This is a genomic window from Flavilitoribacter nigricans DSM 23189 = NBRC 102662 (genome assembly GCF_002646595.1).
Taxonomy (GTDB): domain Bacteria; phylum Bacteroidota; class Bacteroidia; order Chitinophagales; family Saprospiraceae; genus Flavilitoribacter; species Flavilitoribacter nigricans.
On record NZ_PDUD01000041.1, the window covers coordinates 76944 to 96256 of the forward strand.

13 protein-coding genes are annotated in these 19313 nt (G+C 53.5%); 9 read left to right on the plus strand and 4 right to left on the minus strand.

All coding sequences use genetic code 11. The features are described from left to right. Positions 1 to 110 precede the first annotated feature (110 nt). Positions 111 to 1049 (minus strand): hypothetical protein, encoded by a 939-nt coding sequence (locus CRP01_RS32470; protein WP_099154250.1) that lies wholly within the window; start codon positions 1047 to 1049, stop codon positions 111 to 113. Between the two features lie 359 nt (positions 1050 to 1408). On the opposite strand from CRP01_RS32470, the gene CRP01_RS32475 reads away from it, so the two are divergent. Both CRP01_RS32475 and CRP01_RS32480 read left to right on the plus strand, forming a co-directional pair. Beyond that, entirely contained in the window at positions 1409 to 2212 is an 804-nt protein-coding gene (locus tag CRP01_RS32475) for a hypothetical protein (protein ID WP_143473629.1), read from the plus strand. Positions 2213 to 2368: 156 nt separating this feature from the next. Continuing rightward, on the plus strand, positions 2369 to 4348 hold the full coding sequence (locus tag CRP01_RS32480; protein WP_099154252.1) for a PVC-type heme-binding CxxCH protein: 1980 nt from the start codon (positions 2369 to 2371) through the stop codon (positions 4346 to 4348). A gap of 21 nt (positions 4349 to 4369) precedes the next feature. Here CRP01_RS32480 and CRP01_RS32485 read toward each other — a convergent pair whose 3' ends face one another. Next, positions 4370 to 4720 carry a high-potential iron-sulfur protein gene (locus CRP01_RS32485; RefSeq protein ID WP_099154253.1) on the minus strand — a complete coding sequence of 117 codons (351 nt, stop codon included), beginning with the start codon at positions 4718 to 4720 and terminating at the stop codon, positions 4370 to 4372. 163 nt (positions 4721 to 4883) lie between these two features. Here CRP01_RS32485 and CRP01_RS32490 point away from each other — a divergent pair, with 163 nt between their 5' ends. From CRP01_RS32490 to CRP01_RS32525, 7 genes are all read left to right on the plus strand, one after another. After that, positions 4884 to 6299, plus strand: a complete 1416-nt coding sequence (locus CRP01_RS32490) for a hypothetical protein (RefSeq protein WP_222845865.1) — start codon at positions 4884 to 4886, stop codon at positions 6297 to 6299. A 228-nt stretch (positions 6300 to 6527) separates the two neighbouring features. After that, the gene (locus CRP01_RS32500; RefSeq protein ID WP_099154254.1) at positions 6528 to 7418 is read left to right on the plus strand and encodes a sulfite exporter TauE/SafE family protein; all 891 of its coding nucleotides are present in this window, start codon (positions 6528 to 6530) and stop codon (positions 7416 to 7418) included. Between the two features lie 221 nt (positions 7419 to 7639). After that, the gene (locus CRP01_RS32505; RefSeq protein WP_099154255.1) at positions 7640 to 9100 is read left to right on the plus strand and encodes a sulfatase-like hydrolase/transferase; all 1461 of its coding nucleotides are present in this window, start codon (positions 7640 to 7642) and stop codon (positions 9098 to 9100) included. 67 nt (positions 9101 to 9167) lie between these two features. After that, positions 9168 to 10688, plus strand: a complete 1521-nt coding sequence (locus CRP01_RS32510; RefSeq protein ID WP_099154256.1) for a sulfatase family protein — start codon at positions 9168 to 9170, stop codon at positions 10686 to 10688. Between the two features lie 95 nt (positions 10689 to 10783). Next, on the plus strand, positions 10784 to 13864 hold the full coding sequence (locus CRP01_RS32515) for a PQQ-dependent sugar dehydrogenase (RefSeq protein ID WP_099154257.1): 3081 nt from the start codon (positions 10784 to 10786) through the stop codon (positions 13862 to 13864). 3 nt (positions 13865 to 13867) lie between these two features. Next, complete coding sequence (locus CRP01_RS32520; RefSeq protein WP_099154258.1) at positions 13868 to 15307, plus strand: glycoside hydrolase family protein; 1440 nt, start codon at positions 13868 to 13870, stop codon at positions 15305 to 15307. Between the two features lie 44 nt (positions 15308 to 15351). Then, complete coding sequence (locus CRP01_RS32525) at positions 15352 to 16062, plus strand: DUF459 domain-containing protein (protein WP_099154259.1); 711 nt, start codon at positions 15352 to 15354, stop codon at positions 16060 to 16062. Between the two features lie 81 nt (positions 16063 to 16143). Here CRP01_RS32525 and CRP01_RS32530 read toward each other — a convergent pair whose 3' ends face one another. Together CRP01_RS32530 and CRP01_RS32535 are read right to left on the minus strand one after the other, a co-directional pair. Further along, the gene (locus CRP01_RS32530; RefSeq protein WP_099154260.1) at positions 16144 to 17718 is read right to left on the minus strand and encodes a sulfatase-like hydrolase/transferase; all 1575 of its coding nucleotides are present in this window, start codon (positions 17716 to 17718) and stop codon (positions 16144 to 16146) included. A 146-nt stretch (positions 17719 to 17864) separates the two neighbouring features. Next, a complete protein-coding gene (locus CRP01_RS32535) occupies positions 17865 to 19313 on the minus strand; it encodes a DUF1501 domain-containing protein (RefSeq protein WP_099154261.1) in 1449 nt (482 codons plus the stop codon).

A 19313-nucleotide genomic window follows, 5' to 3' on the forward strand; every position in this document is an offset into this window, starting at 1 on the left:
CCTATATACTGATCCCTTTCTGGACCAGGATATTCGATCGGATCGATTTGCTGCGTAGGAGAAAAAAGAAAATCAAAAATTCGTAATGAACCAAGGCGATCAAATAGCCGCTAACCCGATCTCATCTCCTCGATCAGCAACGCATTTTTTTTCGATTCCGCCTTTTCGATCAATTCATCCGTTTCCTGTTCCTTTCTTTCAATCACCTCGTAGAAATGATTGATTTCGGCCAGGAGTTCGGCCATCATGGCAATCACACTCGAGATGCGGTCCCTGATGATCCAATCGTTGATCAGGTAATTGTAGTAGACCTCGACAAAGCGGTCGAATTTTGTCGTTCGGCTACTGAGCGAGGTTTCCCGCTGGGGGTAAATGTCTTCCAGTTCTTCCTCGTATTTCGTTAAAGCTACCCGCAGGCTGGAAAATTCCTCCACCGCTTCGTCGACGATCGTTTTCTCCTGGCTGTAATCGCTTATCTTCTTGCGGTGTCCCCAGTCGCGGCGGGCCGATGCGACCTCTAACAGGGCGAGTATCCGCTTTGCCCGCTCGTTGCACAAGCGCCCGACCGCTTTGACCTCTTCGATCTCCGATTTAAGTCGCACTAAGTCATCCAGTTCCTGAAAGAGGGCCAGCCAAACTGATTTGCCCCGGGCAGCGATGGCATTTTCACGTTCTTTAATGAGACTTTCTATACGATTTTTCACCACTTCCCGTTTTTCCACCTTTCCGTGCAGGATGCCGCGCTCAAATTCCAGCAACTTGACCAACCGCCGACTGTCTCTCAGTTGCAGAAAGGCCTGCAGGTACTCCTGTCGGTCTTTTTCTTTCTGCTCGTCCACATCACCCAGGACCTTACGAAACAACAGGTGAATACTTAGATTTTCCAGTCGTTCGACGTTCCGGTATTTTTGCTCTACTTTTTCCTCCAGCTCCACGATCCTCTGTTTTTCTGTGCGGAGTTTATCATTGACCTTCTCCAGGCGTTTTGCGGCCAACAGCATACCCTGGTACGAGACTAAATCCTTTTTGAGTTGTTCTTCGCGGTTCATTGTGAAACTACTTCAATAGCTCATCAATATCCGTAAAATGTCCAGTTCGTGCAAATCCTGCCTTCCTGGTATAGTAGAGATCGTGCAATAATTTTCCGCTGGTTATGGATCAAAGGTCCCACTGCAAGGCTACATTCAGAAAGGAGGGATCAAAAGTATTCGGGAATTGGGGGTAGCTTCCCCAGGCAACGGTGCATTTCCGGAAAAGCAGATCGTAAAGGCCATTCTCTGCCACCTCCGTAGGTAATACCCGCCATTGCTTGTTTGAATTTCGTAAGTATTGCTTTGATATTTGTTATCAGATAGTTGTGAATCCCAATACCTTCATTTCAGAATTTTTTAAGTTCAAAATGTTACGTTTGATGAAATTTTCAGGATTAAACAATTGGGGTAAACGAGCAGGTTTAGTCGTGATCTTTTTGCATCTCATCTGCTTTTTATTTGCACAGACTACGGATAGCACCAAGATCATCAGCCATTTCTCCGGGAAGATCTTTGCGACCAACAACGGAATCTCCCTGGTGCCGTCCTTTTCTCTGGACAAACCCGCCATTTTATTCAACCTGTCTATTGGTTGCAAAAAACTAACCTTCGAACCGGACGTCCGCTTTTCGCTGGAAGACGGGAAGCCCTGGTCATTGCTTTACTGGTTCCGGTATAAGGCGGTACAAATCGAGCATTTTTCCCTGAGGACCGGGGCCCACCTGGGACTCAATTACCGAACCATTACAGCGCTTTCGAATAATGTCACGAAAGATGTAATCGAGACCCGGCGGTTTTGGGCGGGGGAGATTGCTCCAACCTATTCTTTTTCGGATAAGGTCAAAGTCGGAGCCTATTACCTTTATTCCCTCGGCTTGGACGATAGTCAAAAGCACACCCATTTTCTGGTGCTGACGAGCGCCTTTCCCAACATCATGCTTACAGACAAGATCAAATTTGGCCTGTTCCCCGTGGCCTATTATCTGAGACTGGATGATCGGGACGGGTTTTATGTGTCCTCCACTTTCAGCTTATCCAAAAAAGATTTTCCTATCTCGCTCGAAGCCATTATCAATCAGAAGATCCGAACGGATATCCAACCGGAAAGACGTTTCGTGTGGAATATTTCACTGGTGTATTCCTTCAATAAGGAGTACGTGGAATGGGTGCCGAAGATCTAAGGGAATATAGGCTGTTTGCTTCGTTGGATTTTTGTATTTTCAGCCTGGAGACCAGTTATCCCAGACCTTCCAGACCTTCTAAGTCTCGAAGACTTAGAAGGTCTTCGGTCTTAGCAGGTAGCAGATCTTCATCCAATTAACATCAAGGCAGCACCAATGAAAAACCCATTTCCCTATCTGTGGTACGGCATGATCTTCTTTGCCTGTTCCCCATCTCCCTATCCGGATCCGCTTTCACCCGAAGAAGCGCTCGCTGCCTTCGAACTGGCCGACGGTTTCACCATTGAATTGTTTGCCGCGGAGCCCCACGTGCAGGACCCGGTCTCCATGATCTTCGATGAGCGGGGGAATATCTACGTAGTGGAAATGCCGGACTACCCCGACAAACCCGAGCCCGGACAGGCGAAAGGCCGCATTCGGCGGCTGGTAGATACGGACGGCGACGGCACGATCGATACGTCTACCGTTTTCGCCGATCAGCTTTCCGAAGCAACCAGTATGCTTCCCTGGAAAGGCGGACTACTGGTGACCAGCGCTCCCCATATCTATTACCTCCGCGATACCAATGGCGATCACCGGGCGGATCAGGAGGAGATCCTGTTTAGCGGCTTTTTTGAAAATAATTCCGAGGCCCAGATCACCAATCTGCGCTTCAGTGTAGACAACTGGATCTATGCCGCCAATTTCGGTCAGCCCGGGGAAGTCATCTACCATCGGCGGCCCGAAGCCGACACCTTGCCCATGCGCGGCGGTGATTTTCGCTTCCGGCTGGACCGGGACCAATTCGAACTGGCTACGGGTCCCACCCAGTTCGGCCAGGCAATTAACGACCGGGGGCACCGCTTTATGTCCCAGAATACCATTCACCTCCGGCAGGCCGTTATTCCGTGGCGCTATCTGCACCGGCATGCCTACCTGCCTTCCGGGAACGGCGTGCAAAACATCTCGGATCACGATCTGGAAATGTTCCAACTCACGCCACCGCCCTACTGGCGGGCGGAACGCACCCGGCGGCGGCAGAAAAGCTACGATGAACAGCAACTCGACCGGACGGAATACGCCGAGGATCATTTTACCGGTGCTTCCGGAGCAACTTTTTACGGTGGAGATGCCTATCCAGCGGAATTCTACGGCAATATCTTTTCGGGAGATGTGTCCGGCAATCTGATCCACCGGGATGTGCTGAGTTTACCCGGCGACAGTCCGGTTTATGTCGCCCGTAGGTCCGAAACCGAAATGGATCGGGAATTTTTGGCATCCAGAGACCCCTGGTTTCGGCCCGCCAACTTTACTGTGGGTCCGGACGGCTGCCTGTACGTGATCGATATGCACCGGCAACACATCGAAACTCCCGTCTCCATTCCGGAAGATCTGAAAGCAGATATGGATTTTTATAACGGCAGTCAGCACGGCCGCATTTATCGCATCGTTCCGAAAAATAATCCCAGGCCGGTGATCCGTCCGAATTTGGCGGAGAAGACCAGTACCGAACTGGTTGAATTGCTGACACATGCCAACCAGTGGCACCGCCTGACGGCCCAGCGCCTGTTGCTGGAAAGACAGGATACATCCGCGGGGGCACAGCTAAAGGACCTTTTTAAGGAAAATGCGGATCCGCGCAGCCGGTTGCACGCGCTGTATACCCTGGAGGGCCTTGGGCTATTGCAGGAAACCATGGTACAGGCAGCTCTAACCGACCCTGACCCCGGCCTACGGGAGCACGGTATCATTTTATCGGAAAAGTATTCCAAGTTTATTCCGCAAATGGCAAAACTGGTGACGGATGCTGATCCCCGGGTGGCACTTCAGGCCGCTTTGAGTCTGGGCGTGTTTTCCGGCCCGGAAGTGACTTCCGCCTTGGCGGATGTGATGGAGCAGCACGGTGAAGATCCGTGGTTCAGGACGGCGGTTTTGAGCTCATCGGCAGGATCGTCACCCGAGTTGCTGGAGCAACTCATCAGCCGGCAATACTTTTCCGATCCTTTGGATGCCGCCCAAACGGATTTTCTGCAGGATCTGGCCAAGATCATCCGTAAACGCGATCACCCCGGAGAACTCGACCGGCTGGCGGCACAGTTACAAACGATACCACGTGATTCTACTCTGGACCGGATCATCCAGGAAACTTTGCAATAAAAAGGGAAAAACGACAGCAGATCAGGTCTGGGGCGCCCAAGACGTACAATGGCCGACCGCGTATACCGGACCTTTAAAAAGCAGGCACTTGCCGCAGGAAGGATCGGTCGCGTTGGGGATCCATAAATTGCAATTGCTGCACTGGTTATCCGCTACGGGCGACTTTGGCAGGTAACCGAAATTTTCGCGCAGTTTCAGTTCCTGTTCACTGAGTCCCGAAAGATCGTCGCAATCGGCAGCAGCCTTACTTTCGCCGGTCTCATCGGCCGGATTAGCCTCGCCCCGGCAGGCGGTTAAGCCGAGACCGACCAATAGAAAACTACCGTTGAAAAGTCTTTGAAAAAACTGGCGCCGCGAGCTGTCTGCATGCATATTGATGATCTTTTTCGGTTATCTGTACCCATCCATTGTATCGGGATGCACCGGATTCTGTAAATGTCCGGTATATAAAGGAAATAGCAGATTCGAATGCACCACCTTTTTCCCGTACATTAGGCAGAGCAACCAGATCTAACACCGTATAAAACCGTAGCCTATGCCCTTCCGACCTTTCTTTCCGTACCGGGAGCAAAAGATATTACAAATTTTGCTAAAAAGAAGTAAACGCCTGGCGCTTTTCATCCTGGTGATGACCGGGGCGGCCGCCGGCGAAATCGCAGCCCAGTCCATCCGGGTTGGGGTTTTCGAGGTGGATACTACTCCGCCCATCGGGAGTCCGGTGGCTTACGCACCGACAAGAAAGATCGTCGATCCACTGAGTGCGCGCGGCATCGTGATCCTTTCGGACGAGCAACCCATCGTGCTTTGTGCGGTAGACTGGCTGGGCATCGCCAACGAAGGATTGGAACTGTGGCGAAAAAAACTCGCCAAGGCGGCCAAAACCACGGTCGATCGCGTATCCGTCCACGCCTTGCACCAGCACGACGGTGCCCGCTGTGATCTCACGTCCGAAAAGATCCTCCGCCAGTACGGGCTGGGCGGCACGCGCTACGATACCGATTTTCTGAAACTAACCGTCAAGCGGGCCGCTAAAGCAGTAAAACAGGCCCGGCGATCCGCGCAGCCGGTCACCCATCTAGGCATCGGTCAGTCAAAGGTTGAAAAAGTAGCCTCCAACCGTCGCATACTGGGCGACGACGGAATGGTCAGTATCATCCGCTGGAGCAAAACCTCCGACCCCAAAGCCATCGCAGCTCCCGAAGGGCTGATCGATCCCTGGCTGAAAGCGCTTAGCTTCTGGAATGGCGACCAACCCATCGCGGTGCTGACCTATTACGCCACTCATCCCCAGAGTTATTACGGCCAGGGGGATGTGACCTGTGAGTTTGTGGGGATCGCCCGCAATCAGCGCGAGCGGGATTCGGGTATTCCGCATATCCATTTCAATGGTGCCGGTGGAAATATCACCGCCGGCAAATACAACGACGGCTCTGTAGAACGCCGACCGGTACTGACCCGCCGGATGGAAACGGCCATGGCCGCTGCCTGGGAACAGACCGCTAAATCCGAGATCGCCGCCGACGACCTGGGATGGCATACCCGGGAAGTATTGCTCCCGCCGGGAAAACATCTCGTTGAAAAAGACCTGGTCGCCCAACTGGAAGATCCGGAAGTGGAGGACGACTGGAAAATGTACGTGGCCAAACATCTGGCCTGGCTGCGACGGACGAAAGCCGGCAAGACCATAACTATTTCTGCGCTCCGACTGGGCAAGGCGCAATTGCTCCACCTACCCGGTGAACTATTTATCGAGTACCAGCTCGCCGCCCAGAAAATGCGGCCGGAAGACTTTATCTGTACGGCGGCTTACGGAGAATACGGCATGGGCTACATCGGTACCGCCGAAGCCTACACGCAGGGTGGATACGAGACGAGTGAACGGGCCTCCCGGGTCGCTCCGGGATCCGAGCAGGTGTTGCTGCAGGCCATACGGGCGGTGCTGGATCCTTAACCAGGGGCTCTTTTGATGAATTTATATTATGGACTGGGTTGGTGAGGTGACAGGGAGAGGGGGTGAAGGGGAGACTGGGTGATGGGGTGATTTGGAGATGGGGAGACGGGGGGACGGGGGGACGGGGCGATGTATGCTCCGGTCAGTTTGCAAAGTATCCGGTAGTGTAGTTTTGTTCGCAATTACATTGTTAAACGCTAGTGCCGAAGGTACTAAAAGCTTATTCTAATGATCATCGCTATTTGGATAATTCTGATTGGATTGTCGTTATTTTTCATCTATGTCCTGAGCAGAGACCTGATCACGCACCAAAAGGTCCTCGAACAGATCAGTGTGGCCAAAACCGCTGCGATCGGCTTTGTCGTCAATTTTTTCGACGTGCTCGGCATCGGTGCTTTTGCGCCGCAAACCGCCCTGTTGAAATTTACCAAACAAACCGAAGACCGCGTGCTGCCGGGCACCCTGAATGTGGCCAATACCATTCCCGTCCTGATCCAGGCTTTGATCTTTATTCGGATCGTGGAAGTAGAGCCCATTACCTTATCCGCCATGCTGTTGTCGGCAACGGTCGGTGCTGTGGTCGGGGCCGGTATCGTATCCGGTTTGGCCGTGCGGAAGATCCAGCTGACTATGGGTTTTGCGTTGCTGGTCACTGCCTTCTTTATGCTCGCCGGTCAGTTGGATTGGATACAGGGTGGGGGAACGGCGATTGGTCTGACGGGCTGGAAATTAGCCGTAGCCGTAGCGGTCAATTTTGTGCTCGGAGCCCTGATGACGGTAGGTATCGGCCTGTACGCTCCCTGTATGGCGCTGGTGTACGCCCTGGGCATGTCGCCGCTGGTGGCCTTTCCCATCATGATGGGCTCCTGTGCCTTTCTGATGCCACCCGCATCTGCGAAATTTATCCGGGAAGGTGCCTACAACCGAAAAGCGGCCATCAGTATGGCCATCCCGGGTGCGGTCGCCGTGTTGATCGCGGCCCTGGTCGTAAAGTCGTTACCCCTGCATACCCTGCGGTGGGTGGTCATTGGCGTGATCATTTATACCTCCGTGGTTATGTTCCGATCAGGTCTACAAGCCCGAACTGACGTCAATCAGATGGAAGGCGAAGCCATTTAGAGTGGGTTTGGGAATAAGGTAATCGGCCAAATGGCAATTTCAATGGCAATAACAAATTCAATACCCAGATTAGGCGAAGAGGTAAATATTGGCGTGTAAAGCGGCCTTTACCTTGCTATTGGAATTGAGATTGACATTGCAATTAAAAAAATTATATGGTATTCCTTAACCACTGAAAAGTCCTATGCCATCTGGCCTACCATCATAAAACTGCAAACACAATGTCTAAAAATTATCTACTGTTCCTGTTGTTAGGCTTATTTTCCTGTCGACAGGGAGCGGAGCAGGAGCAGGCACAACAACGACCAAACATTCTATTCATCCTGGTGGATGATCTGGGCAAAGAATGGGTCAGTGCCTACGGAGCGGAGGATATTCAGACGCCGCACATTGATGCGCTCGCCGCGAGCGGGACCACCTTCCGCCACGCCTATTCCATGCCGCAATGCACGCCGAGTCGCGTGACCCTGCTCACGGGGCAGTATCCCTTCCGCCACGGATGGGTCAACCACTGGGATGTTCCCCGGTGGGGTGGAGGGGCGCACTTTGACGAACGGCGGAATCCCGCGCTCCCCGTTAAGATCAGAGAAGCCGGGTACAAGACCTGTATGGCCGGCAAGTGGCAGATCGATGATTTTCGGGTGGAACCGGATGCTTTGGTAAAAAGCGGGTTCGACGCCTATTGCATGTGGACCGGATACGAAGCCGAAGTGCCCGTCAGCGCCGAACGCTACCAGGATCCCTATATCTATCAGAGTGGAGCCAGCAAAACCTACGAAGGTCAGTTTGGACCGGATATTTTCAAGGATTTTATCATCGACTTTATACATACCAATAAGGATGATCCCTGGTTGGTGTATTACCCCATGGTCCTGACCCATACTCCTTTTGTCAACACGCCGGATGAGACGGCTGACGATAATCTGGGGAAACACAAAGCGATGGTACGTTACACCGATAAGATCACCGGAGAGCTTATGGCCGCGCTGGAAAAAGAGGGCCAACGCGATAACACCCTGATCATCTGGACCACCGATAACGGGACGGCCCGGCAAATTGAAGGGCACTACCGCGGGAACGTAGTCCAAGGAGGAAAAAGCCAGACCACTGAACCCGGGATCTGCGCACCATTCATCGCCAGCTGGCCGGGAGTGGTGCGAGCCGGGCACAGCTCGGAGGCATTGATCGACTTTACGGACCTTTTCCCCACCTTTTTATCCCTGGCCGGTGCACCTATAGGCCCTGAGATCGAGATGAACGGAGAGCAATACATCATTGACGGCCGGTCTTTCGCCGATGTGCTGCTGGGGAAACAGACCAACTCAGCACGCCCGTGGATCCTAGGCATGGGTGGTGGGAATAACGCCAAACGAACCGAAGCCGGCGTAGAAAATCAATATGTGTACCGGGATCGGGTCCTGCGCAACGAGCGATTCAAGTTATTTGTCGGACCGGACCAACAGGCGGCGGGCTTTTATGATCTGCAAAGGGATCCGTGGGAACAACAGAACCTAATCGACCAAACGCTCACCGATACGGCCCAACGGGCACTAAATACTTTGCTGGAGGCGGCGTCTGATTTTCCGGAAGAGGACGCCGATCCCCGCTACATCCCCAATCCGGAACAAAGCTGGGATGTGCCCATCACCGCGGAGAGCGGCGTGTGGAAAAGAACCGAATGAGGTTTCTTGTGCTTCCGGGAAAAGCCGGCATTATCTATTTTGCCTAAATTCAAACTATCTTTCGACTATGCGATCAATCTACCAATTTGCAGTGCTAACCATTTTTACCCTACTGGCCTCCTGCGCTGGCAATAGTGCTCCGCAGGAAGAAGTCGCGGAACAGTCACCGCCCAACTTCATTCTGTTGATGGGCGATGATCACGGCTGGGACGAAACTGGCTATAACGGGCATCCCCACGTGCAGACGCCCGTCCTGGATGAAATGAGCAAGCTGGGCCTGCGGATGGATAATTTCCGTTCCGGACATCCCTCCTGTTCACCTACCCGGGGGAGTTTCATTACCGGTAGGCACCCCAACCGCTACGGCACCTTTTCGCCCGGTTTTTCCATACGTCCGGAAGAGATCAGTGTGGCCCAGCTGCTGGGCCAGGCCGGCTATACCTCAGCTCACTTTGGGAAATGGCATCTGGGACCGGTAAAAAGTGCCTCGCCCACCAATCCCGGCGCGATGGGATTTCAGGAGTGGCTTTCCCACGATAACTTTTTTGAAATAGACCCGATGTTATCACGAAACGGAGGAGCTCCCCAGCAATTCCAGGGTGAAAGTTCGGAATTGATGGTGGAGGAAGCGATCCGGTTTATCGAAAAAGCAAACAAAGCGGATCAGGCCTTCTTTGTGGTCATCTGGTACGGATCTCCCCACGAACCCTATAGCGGGCTGGAGGAGGATCTGGCTCTCTACGATAATCTGCCGGAAGCATACACCAATGATACCGTCCGCCTCACCTCCAATACCACCGGAGAACAGGTGAAACGCCCCTTGCGGGAGGTGCTGCGGGAACGCTACGCCGAGATCACCGCCATGGATCGTTCTATCGGGGTCTTGCGGGATTTCCTAAAGGAAAAAGGCCTGAAAGATAACACGCTTTTGTGGTACTGCGGCGACAACGGTACCCCCCGCAGTGCGGCCCGCACCGGCATGACCCTGCGCGGCGAAAAGGGAGACATGTACGAAGGCGGTATCCGGGTGCCCAGCGTAATGGAATGGCCGGCACGAATTAAATCCGGAAGTATCAGTCGGGTAAATTCCGTGACCAGCGATATACTTCCTACCTTGTGCGAGGTAACGGGGCAACCCGTGCCCGAACGGCCGCTGGACGGGGTCAGCCTGCTGCCCATGATCGACGGCACGATGGAGGAACGCCCCAGCCCTCTTTTCTTCTGGAGCTTTGCGACCAACAAAGTATTTGGAGAAGATCCCCAGCCCTATATCGAGCCCCAATTGCAGGAAGGCACCCTTCCACTGGTTAAGAAAATGAATGGAAAATTCACGAGAGATTTTAAAAACTTCCAATATCCGGAAGTTTCGGCAACCGATACGGGCGGCGCCCGGACCATCATCGATAACCGCTATAAACTGGTGCTGGACGAACAACCTGAACCGGAATTGTTTGATATGATCGAGGATCGGGCCGAAACGACAAATCTGGCGGACGCCCACCCGGAGATCGTTGAAAAGATGCAGCAGCAGCTTTACGACTGGCAGCAGTCGGTGCTGAAGAGTCTGGCGGGGAATGATTATCACTGATGTGTTGAAGTGGAGATGTGTTAAAGTGTTGGGGTTGGGGGTGTTGAAGTTGAAAATTATTATCTATAACAGTTTGTACAATAAGAGAATCGATCATGAATCTTATGTTCCGCTATTTGTCTATTGGAGTCCTTTGTTTACTGGCTGCGGCCTGCGGCCGGGAAGAGCAAAAAGTGATATTGTTTGCTCAGCCCACCGGGGATAACCAGGAAGCCATTGAAGCCGCAAAAACGGCGATCAATGAGTTGGGTACTACCCAGAAGTTTACAACTCACTTTACCGAAAATCCGGCGTTTTTTACCGAAGATTCGCTTCGGGAATACAGCGCCATCGTCTTCCTGAATACCAGTGGTGAAGTACTCGACGATGTGCAAAGAGCGGAGGTGGAAAGATTTGTACAGGCCGGGGGCGGATTACTGGGACTGGAATCGCTCCCTGAATTTAAAAATGAGTGGCGCTGGTACGCTGACCGCATGGATGACCCCGCTGGCCAACTCGAAATTGCTTCGGATAAGCTGGGGGAACAGCTCCAGGCGGCGATTGGTGACCGGTCACTGGATTATGGCCTGGCTACGACCCAACGGGTTCCGGAAGAAACCCGTTTTGTGAAGGAAGTGCTGGATTTCAACCTCAATGAGCCGATGGAGCTGGATGAACTTCCCGGTCGGGGTATTCTTTTTGTAGAACGACGGGGCGCACTCAAATTGTACGATTTTGCGACCAACGCCACCCGGCAGATTGCCCAGAAATCTCTCTTCTACGGCAATGAAGACGGCTTGTTGGGCGTCGCCGTTGATCCGAATTACGAAAGTAACAACTGGATCTACCTGTTTTATTCCGCACCGGGCGACGAACCGGTGCAACATATTTCCCGCTTTGATCTGATCGGCGATTCGCTCTACGTGTCGTCGGAAAAACTACTGTTGACAGTACCGACCATCCGCAAATGCTGCCACAGCGGCGGGGCGTTGGAATTCGGGCCGGACGGCAATTTATTCATCACGCTCGGGGATAATACCAACCCCTTCGAGTCCTCGGGCTACGCACCCATCGATGAGCGCGAAGACCGGGCACTGTGGGACGCCCAAAAATCAGCCGCCAATACCAATGACCTGCGAGGCAAGATCCTGCGGATCAAACCCGAAGATGACGGCACCTATTCCATACCCGACGGCAACCTGTTCCCGGTCGGTACGCCTAATACCCGTCCGGAGATCTACGTAATGGGCTGCCGGAACCCATTCCGGCCCTCCATTGACAGCAAGACCGGTTATTTGTACTGGGGCGATGTAGGGCCCGATGCGGGTAAGGGCAATCCCGACCGTGGCCCGAAGGGCATGGGCGAATTCAACCAGGCACGACAAGCCGGGTTCTGGGGCTGGCCGTATACCCGGGGCAACAATCAGGTATACAACGATTACGACTTCACCACCGAAACATCGGGAGAAAAATTCGATCCGCAGCGTCTGATCAACGACTCTCCCCACAATACCGGCCTGCAGGAGTTACCTCCGGCACAGCCATCCATGATCTGGTTTTCCTACGATGCCTCCGAAGAATTTCCCTGGCTGGGGAAAGGCGGGGTCAACCCCATGGCCGGTCCCGTGTTTCACGCGGAGGATCAGGCGGAGGGCTTTCCAGAGTATTTTGAGAATAAACTCTTCCTGTACGAGTGGATGCGCGACTGGATCTACGTGATCACCCTGGACGAAAATCAGGAATACGTAAAGGCCGAGGCCTTTATGCCGAACACAGAGTTCTCACACCCCATGGATATGCTCTTCGGTTCCGACGGCAGTCTCTACGTCCTGGAATACGGTCAAAAGTGGAACGCTCAGAACATGGACGCACGCCTGAGCCGGATCAGTTATCTGAAAGGAAACCGCGCCCCGATTGCCCGGATACTCGCGGACCGGGAGGTGGGTGCTGTCCCCCTGACGGTGCAGTTCTCCGGAGACCAGTCGGAGGATTTTGATCACGATCAGCTCACTTACGAGTGGTCCTTCGATCAGGAGGGCGTACAGTCCACGGAAGAAAATCCGGATTTCACTTTTGAAAAAGAAGGGGTTTACACCGTAAAACTGACCGTAAAGGATCCCGACGGGAAAATGGCCACTTCCACGCAAAAGATCCTGGCCGGTAACGAACCACCGAGCTTATCGATCAAAGTCGATGCCGATGACCACGTCTACTGGGACCGCCGTAAGATCAATTACCAGGTGGTGGTAACGGACCGGGAAGACGGCTCCACCGAAGACGGTAGTATCGATCCGGATAAGGTCAAAGTCACGCTGACCTATCTGCCCGAGGGAGAAGATATCGTCCTGGCGACCATTGGTCACCAGCAAAATACCGTTCCCGAGGGGAAACTGCTGATCGATGCTTCCGATTGTAAGGCCTGTCACGCCGAGCGGGAAAAGGTCAACGGCCCGGCTTACCTGGACATTGCCAACAAATACACCAGTGCCGACAAAAATGACCTGATCAGTAAAGTGATCAAAGGCAGTAGCGGGGTTTGGGGCGAGACGATGATGGCGGCCCATCCTCAACTGAAAGTAGCGGAAGTGGGTAAGATCATTGATTATATCCTGTCGCTCCGCCAGGATGAAGCGGCGGGTACCAGTCTGCCGTTGGCCGGAGTGCTCAATTTTCAGGATCACATGGGCCGGGAGGCCGGCGGCAAGTACATCCTGATGGCTTCCTATCTGGACGAGGGTAACGCCAATGTAAGCGGTAGTACGCTTTCGGTAAACGAACAGATCAACTTCATTGCACCCAAGATAGAAGCCGAATACGCGGATGAAAAAAGTGAAGGACTGGGCACCTGGGATAGTATGGGCGCCAGGCTGGTCGGTTCGATCGTGCACAATTCCTTTCTGAAATTTGCTGACATCAGTTTTAAAAAACTCAAAAGCATTCAACTGGCGGCCGGTTACAATGCCAACTATCCCTACGCCGGCACGGTGGAGGTCCGGGCCGGTTCGGTCAACGGTAAGTTGTTGGGCAGCACAAAGGTCAGCTATTCCGATCCTAAAAAAAGCAGTATGGAGTTTTACGATATTCCCCTGCAGGCCGGGCCGGACAAAGATGACCTCTATCTGGTGTTCAAAAACCCGGCGGATGAAGACCAGTACGTGCTCAATGCAAATTGGATACAGCTAAATTACGAGCGATAGTCAATGAACCGCACTAAAAACACCTTACTGGCCGTACTGCTGCTAGCGGCTTATTCTCTCACGGGCCAGCCAGTGGAAACGATCGACATCGGTTCGGAACGCCAATTGCTTGTGGACCACTATCTGATTGACACCCTGGACGAGGTGGCTCTAAAGCTCCACGAGCCGCAGGATATGGGTCCGGTGATGTATTTTGACCGCCCCTGGGAAGGGCAGTTCAGCGCTTACTGTACCGTGATCAGGGATGGGGACCTGTTCCGGGCCTATTACCGGGGGCTGCCGGTCAGCGGCCGGGACGGCAGCACCAACGAAGTCACCTGCTACGCCGAATCCGACGACGGGATCAACTGGCGGAAACCATCCCTGGAATTATTCGATGTACATGAGACTAAAGCCAACAATGTCATTCTGGCCAATGCGGCGCCGGTTACCCATAATTTTAGTCCGTTCCTGGATACCCGACCGGGCGTGCCGGTCGAGGAAAAGTACAAAGCCCTCGGCGGTACGGTTGAAAGCGGACTGATCGCCTATCACTCCCCCGACGGCATCCACTGGAAAAAAGTACAGGAAGCTCCGGTGATCACCGACGGTATGTTCGACTCCCAAAATGTAGCCTTCTGGTCGGAATCCGAAAAAAAGTACGTCGCCTACGTTCGGGTGTGGACCGGAAACGGTTATTCGGGTTATCGTTCCGTCGGACGAACGACCTCCGATGATTTTATCCACTGGAGTGAAACCACTCCGATGACTTTTGGCGACACTCCACTGCAGCATCTGTATACCAACCAGACGCACCCGTATTTCCGGGCGCCGCAGATCTACATCTCCATTGCGGCCCGCTTTATGCCCAACCGGCAGGTAGTAGACGAACAAAGTGCCGAAAAACTGGGCGTCAACCCGAAATACTACAAAGACTGCTCCGATGCGATCTTTATGACGAGTCGGGGAGAAACGGAATATGACCGTACCTTTCTGGAAAGTTTCATCCGTCCCGGAATAGGACTCGAAAACTGGGTTTCCCGCACCAACTATCCCGCATTGAATGTCCTGCAAACGAGCCCGACCGAAATGTCCGTCTACGTCAATCAGGATTACGCCCAGCCCAGCGCTCACCTCCGGCGGTATGCTTTGCGACTGGATGGGTTTACCTCGGCTTCGGCCGGCTTTGACGGTGGGACAATGGTCACGCGGCCATTTACCTTCTCGGGCGAAGAGTTGTTCCTGAATTTTCGGACCTCAGCGGCCGGATCGATCCGGGCCTATATCGTAGATGCCGAAACGGGCAAGATCCTGGAAAGCTCTACTGAAATTATCGGTAATGAGATCGAACGAGCGGTTAGTTGGGGCTCCTCCCGATCTCTCGGGCACCTGGCCGGCAAAGCCGTACGGCTTAAATTTGGGATGCAGGATGCCGATCTGTATTCCTTTCGTTTCGGGCAATGATAACGACCTGTTTCGGACCGACGAAACCAAGTAAATATTAAACCATGTCCAGATTGAGATCTCCCTTGTTCCCGCTACTGATCACGTTGCTTACCCTTAGTTTTAGCTGCAAGGAAAAGAAAAAGATCACGCTGGCCTGCGTGGGCGACAGTATTACCTTCGGCGCGCGCCTGGATGATCCGGATAGCGATTCCTATCCCGCTCAATTGCAGCAACTGATGGGAGAACGTTATCAGGTTGTGAATCTGGGAGTGGGTGGCTGCACCCTGTTGCGTAAGGGCCGCCCCACGGTCTGGGATCAGTTGGACCGGATCCGGGAAACTGCACCGGATATGGTAGTAATCAGCCTGGGCACCAATGATACCTGCGGGATGGGTACCTGCGGCGATCGCAAGTGTTGGGAATACAAAGACGAATACCGGGGCGATTACCTGGACCTGATCGATACTTTACGGGCCCTGCCGACCCAGCCCCGGATCTGGATCGCGGCCCCTTCCCCGATGGTGCTGGAAACGCCGGGTTTGAGTGCGGAACGCCGGGCCGGACTGTCCGTTCGCAAACCCCGTCTGCAGGAATTGATCCAAACCGTGAAGGAGATCGCCCAAACCAATCAGCTCGGCTTTATCGACCTGAATACACCGCTGGATCACCGGCCAGAACTGTTTACCGAAGAGGATGGGGTACACCCTAATCAAGCCGGTTACCGGGCCATTGCGGAATTGGTATACGGGGCTATTCGGGGGAAGCAGCCGTAGACGGGATTTTTTTTCTTAGCTAATCGGATGCCGGTATTTCAATAATACTTGAGATTATGGTTTGGAACCATTTACCAACTATCATTCAACCCTGATCTGGTTTCCCGGCGCGTACAAACCATTTATAAAATCTCCATCACAGGCTTCCAGCAATCGCTGTTTAAGTTCATGCAAGCGGTCCGGGTATTGGGCGGACAAGTCGTGTTCCTCCCGGTAATCATCGGGCAGGTAATACAGCTCAAAGACATCTTTAGAGAGGTAGGTCCTCAGTTTCCAGCCGTCTTTGGTCAGTAGGGTAGGACCGCGGAAGGAAGCGTAGACCACAAAGTCGTGTTCGGCAACGGGCTGTGTTCCGATCAATTCGTTGTAAAAAGAGCGTCCGTCGGTCTGAATATTACCTGCAAAACCCGTAATGTCCGCCACCGTAGCCAGCAGATCATAGTTGGCTACCAGGCGGTCACTTACGCTTCCCGGACTGACCTTTTGTGGCCAGCGGATGATCAACGGAACTTCGATGCCGCCTTCGAGATTACTCCGTTTTAGACCGGCCCGGCCATTATTGCCGTTGAAAACATCACCGGCCGCATCACTGTAGTATTTTCCATTGAGATCATCAAAAAGTTCTCCGGTCTCCATGTTCCGATAGGGCTTGGTAATGCGCCCCTCCTTCGCGTAGTAGATCTCGTGCCCGTTATCGGAGGTGAAGATCACGATGGTATGGTCATCAAGCTTTAGCTTTTGCAACTGATCCATGATCCGGCCCACATTATCATCCAGCATTTTGACCATGGAGGCATACTCCTTTTCAATTTCGGTCAGCCGGTCATCATCTTTAAAATCGGCATGTACCTCCGGAATAGCGACGGGGCCGTGGGGCAGCTGGGTGGGGAAGTACAGAAAAAACGGACGATCCCGATGGTCGGCAATAAATTGCAGGACGCTGTCCATAAACAGGTTTTGGGAGTAGACGTCTTTGCCTTCCCTATTCCAGCGTTCGGCGTAGGCCGCGGGCGTTTCCGGCTCCAAGGATTTACCGCAATTGACCAGGGTATTCCCCTCGATCTCCACCAATTCATTGTCACTAAATAAAAAAGGCGGATAAAATCCGTGGGCCCGGACGTGATCCATATAGCCGAAATAGTGATCCCAGCCGTGGCGGGTCAACTGATCGTGGGTGGTAGCAAATCCCCAGTCCAGCTTTCCGAACTGTGCCGTCCGGTATCCCGCTTTTTGTGCGATCTCCGCCAGAAAGATCTGGTTTTCCGGTATAGGAGATAATTTATCGTTGATCTTCTTTTCAATTTCTTCGCGGGTAGCTTCTCCCGTACTGATCTGCTCGTAAATGCGCGCGCTGGTGATCTCAAAACCTGCGGCGTGGCAGTCGTGCAATCCGGACAGGAGCGCAGCGCGGGCCGGCGCACACAACATACACGAGTGAGCATTGCGGAAGCGCAGGCCTTCGGCGGCCAGTTGATCGATATGGGGCGTTTGGATGATCTCCTGCCCTTCGTGACTCAGCAGGCCTTTTCCCAGATCATCGGCGTAGATGAGAATAATATTCGGCTGTTGGGGTACGGCCGGTCCGGTCGCACTTACACCGCAGCCGCTACCCAGTGTAAGTACCAGCAGTATCCATGGTAAGAGATAACTAACCATCGATACAGCATTTAAAAGCCCCTGAAATCCATTAGGGTAAAATTTTAGTCCGCCGGATGCAGTGCTGCACCTCTTTCCGATGGCAGCGGCCCAGTGACCGGCTGCGACTTTAGGCTCATTCAATGTAATGTCTTCTATCCGTTCCATCAGGCAACAATTCCCTGCACTACTTTCCCGTGCACATCCGTGAGCCGGTACCGTCGTCCCTGGTGTTTAAACGTCAATCGCTCGTGATCCACTCCCAGGAGGTACATCAGCGTCGCCTGGAGATCGTGCACGTGGACGGGATCCTGGGCGATGTTGTATCCGAAGTCATCCGTCCGCCCGTAAGTCAGTCCCTGTTTGATGCCGCCACCCGCCATCCAGATGGTAAAACAGCGCGGATGGTGATCCCGACCGAAGCTGTCGATGGTGCGTCGTCCCTGCGAATAGTTGGTGCGTCCAAACTCTCCACCCCAGATCACCAGGGTATCGTCGAGGAGGCCCCGTTGCTTCAGATCTATGATCAGTGCGGCCGACGCCTGATCCACGCTGTTGGCCAGTCGCCGGATCTGCCGCGGCAGATTACCGTGCTGGTCCCAGCCCTGATGGTACAACTGGATGAACTTTACGTTCCTTTCCGCCAGTCGCCGGGCCAGCAGACAGTTGGCCGCGTAGGTGCCGGGGATCCGGGCCTCCGGACCGTAGAGGTCGAAGATATAATCCGGTTCGTTCTGAATATCCATGGTTTCCGGCACGGAAGTCTGCATCCGATAGGCCATCTCGTACTGCGCGATCTGACTTTGCAATTCCGGATTGCGGGTGCGTTCCAATTCCATTTGGTGCATCTTTTCCAGATAAGCCAGCTGGCGCTTGCGATCCTGGCGGTCAATTCCCGGCGGATTGGACAGAAAAAGTACCGGATCACTGCCCGAGCGGAACTGAACGCCCTGGTGAAAGGAAGGAAGGAAACCATTACCCCACAATCGTGAATACAGCGGCTGGGACCCACCCCGTCCTTCGGAGAGTAGGACACAGAAACTGGGCAGGTTCTCATTTTCACTACCCAGGCCATAGCTGATCCAGGAGCCGATACAGGGACGTCCGGCCTGCTGGGAACCCGTTTGAAAGAAAGTGATCGCCGGGTCGTGATTGATCGCCTCGGTGTACATCGACTTGACGAAACAGATCTCATCCGAGATCCGGGCAATATGGGGTAGCAGCTCACTTACCCAGGCTCCGGATTGTCCATGTTGCGCAAACCCGAACGGTGATCCGACCATGGGGAAGGACTTCTGGCCGGAAGTCATACCCGTCAGGCGCTGTCCCTGACGCACCGATTCCGGCAGTTCTTCGCCGTCTCTTTCGGTCAGCAATGGTTTGTGATCGTACAGATCCATCTGGGAAGGGCCTCCACTCTGAAATAAATAGATCACCCGCTTCGCGCGCGGGACAAAGTGCAATTGCCCAAGGATGCCGTTGCCCGGGTCCGGACCGGCCGGCAGACCGGCAGATTGCAGCAACGATCCGAGTGCGGCTGCCCCCAGTCCGAGGCTCGTGGTATTGAGAAAATCCCGGCGGGTATACTGTTTTCTGTATTGGTGACAATCACTCAT

What these genes read in the sequence shown, in the direction of transcription:
- CRP01_RS32470 (WP_099154250.1), bottom strand. Translation starts at nt 1,049, where the DNA reads ATGAACCGCGAAGAACAACTCAAAAAGGATTTAGTCTCGTACCAGGGT.
- CRP01_RS32480 (WP_099154252.1), top strand. Translation starts at nt 2,369, where the DNA reads ATGAAAAACCCATTTCCCTATCTGTGGTACGGCATGATCTTCTTTGCC.
- CRP01_RS32485 (WP_099154253.1), bottom strand. Translation starts at nt 4,720, where the DNA reads ATGCATGCAGACAGCTCGCGGCGCCAGTTTTTTCAAAGACTTTTCAAC.
- CRP01_RS32490 (WP_222845865.1), top strand. Translation starts at nt 4,884, where the DNA reads ATGCCCTTCCGACCTTTCTTTCCGTACCGGGAGCAAAAGATATTACAA.
- CRP01_RS32500 (WP_099154254.1), top strand. Translation starts at nt 6,528, where the DNA reads ATGATCATCGCTATTTGGATAATTCTGATTGGATTGTCGTTATTTTTC.
- CRP01_RS32505 (WP_099154255.1), top strand. Translation starts at nt 7,640, where the DNA reads ATGTCTAAAAATTATCTACTGTTCCTGTTGTTAGGCTTATTTTCCTGT.
- CRP01_RS32510 (WP_099154256.1), top strand. Translation starts at nt 9,168, where the DNA reads ATGCGATCAATCTACCAATTTGCAGTGCTAACCATTTTTACCCTACTG.
- CRP01_RS32515 (WP_099154257.1), top strand. Translation starts at nt 10,784, where the DNA reads ATGAATCTTATGTTCCGCTATTTGTCTATTGGAGTCCTTTGTTTACTG.
- CRP01_RS32520 (WP_099154258.1), top strand. Translation starts at nt 13,868, where the DNA reads ATGAACCGCACTAAAAACACCTTACTGGCCGTACTGCTGCTAGCGGCT.
- CRP01_RS32525 (WP_099154259.1), top strand. Translation starts at nt 15,352, where the DNA reads ATGTCCAGATTGAGATCTCCCTTGTTCCCGCTACTGATCACGTTGCTT.
- CRP01_RS32530 (WP_099154260.1), bottom strand. Translation starts at nt 17,718, where the DNA reads ATGGTTAGTTATCTCTTACCATGGATACTGCTGGTACTTACACTGGGT.
- CRP01_RS32535 (WP_099154261.1), bottom strand. Translation starts at nt 19,313, where the DNA reads ATGAGTGATTGTCACCAATACAGAAAACAGTATACCCGCCGGGATTTT.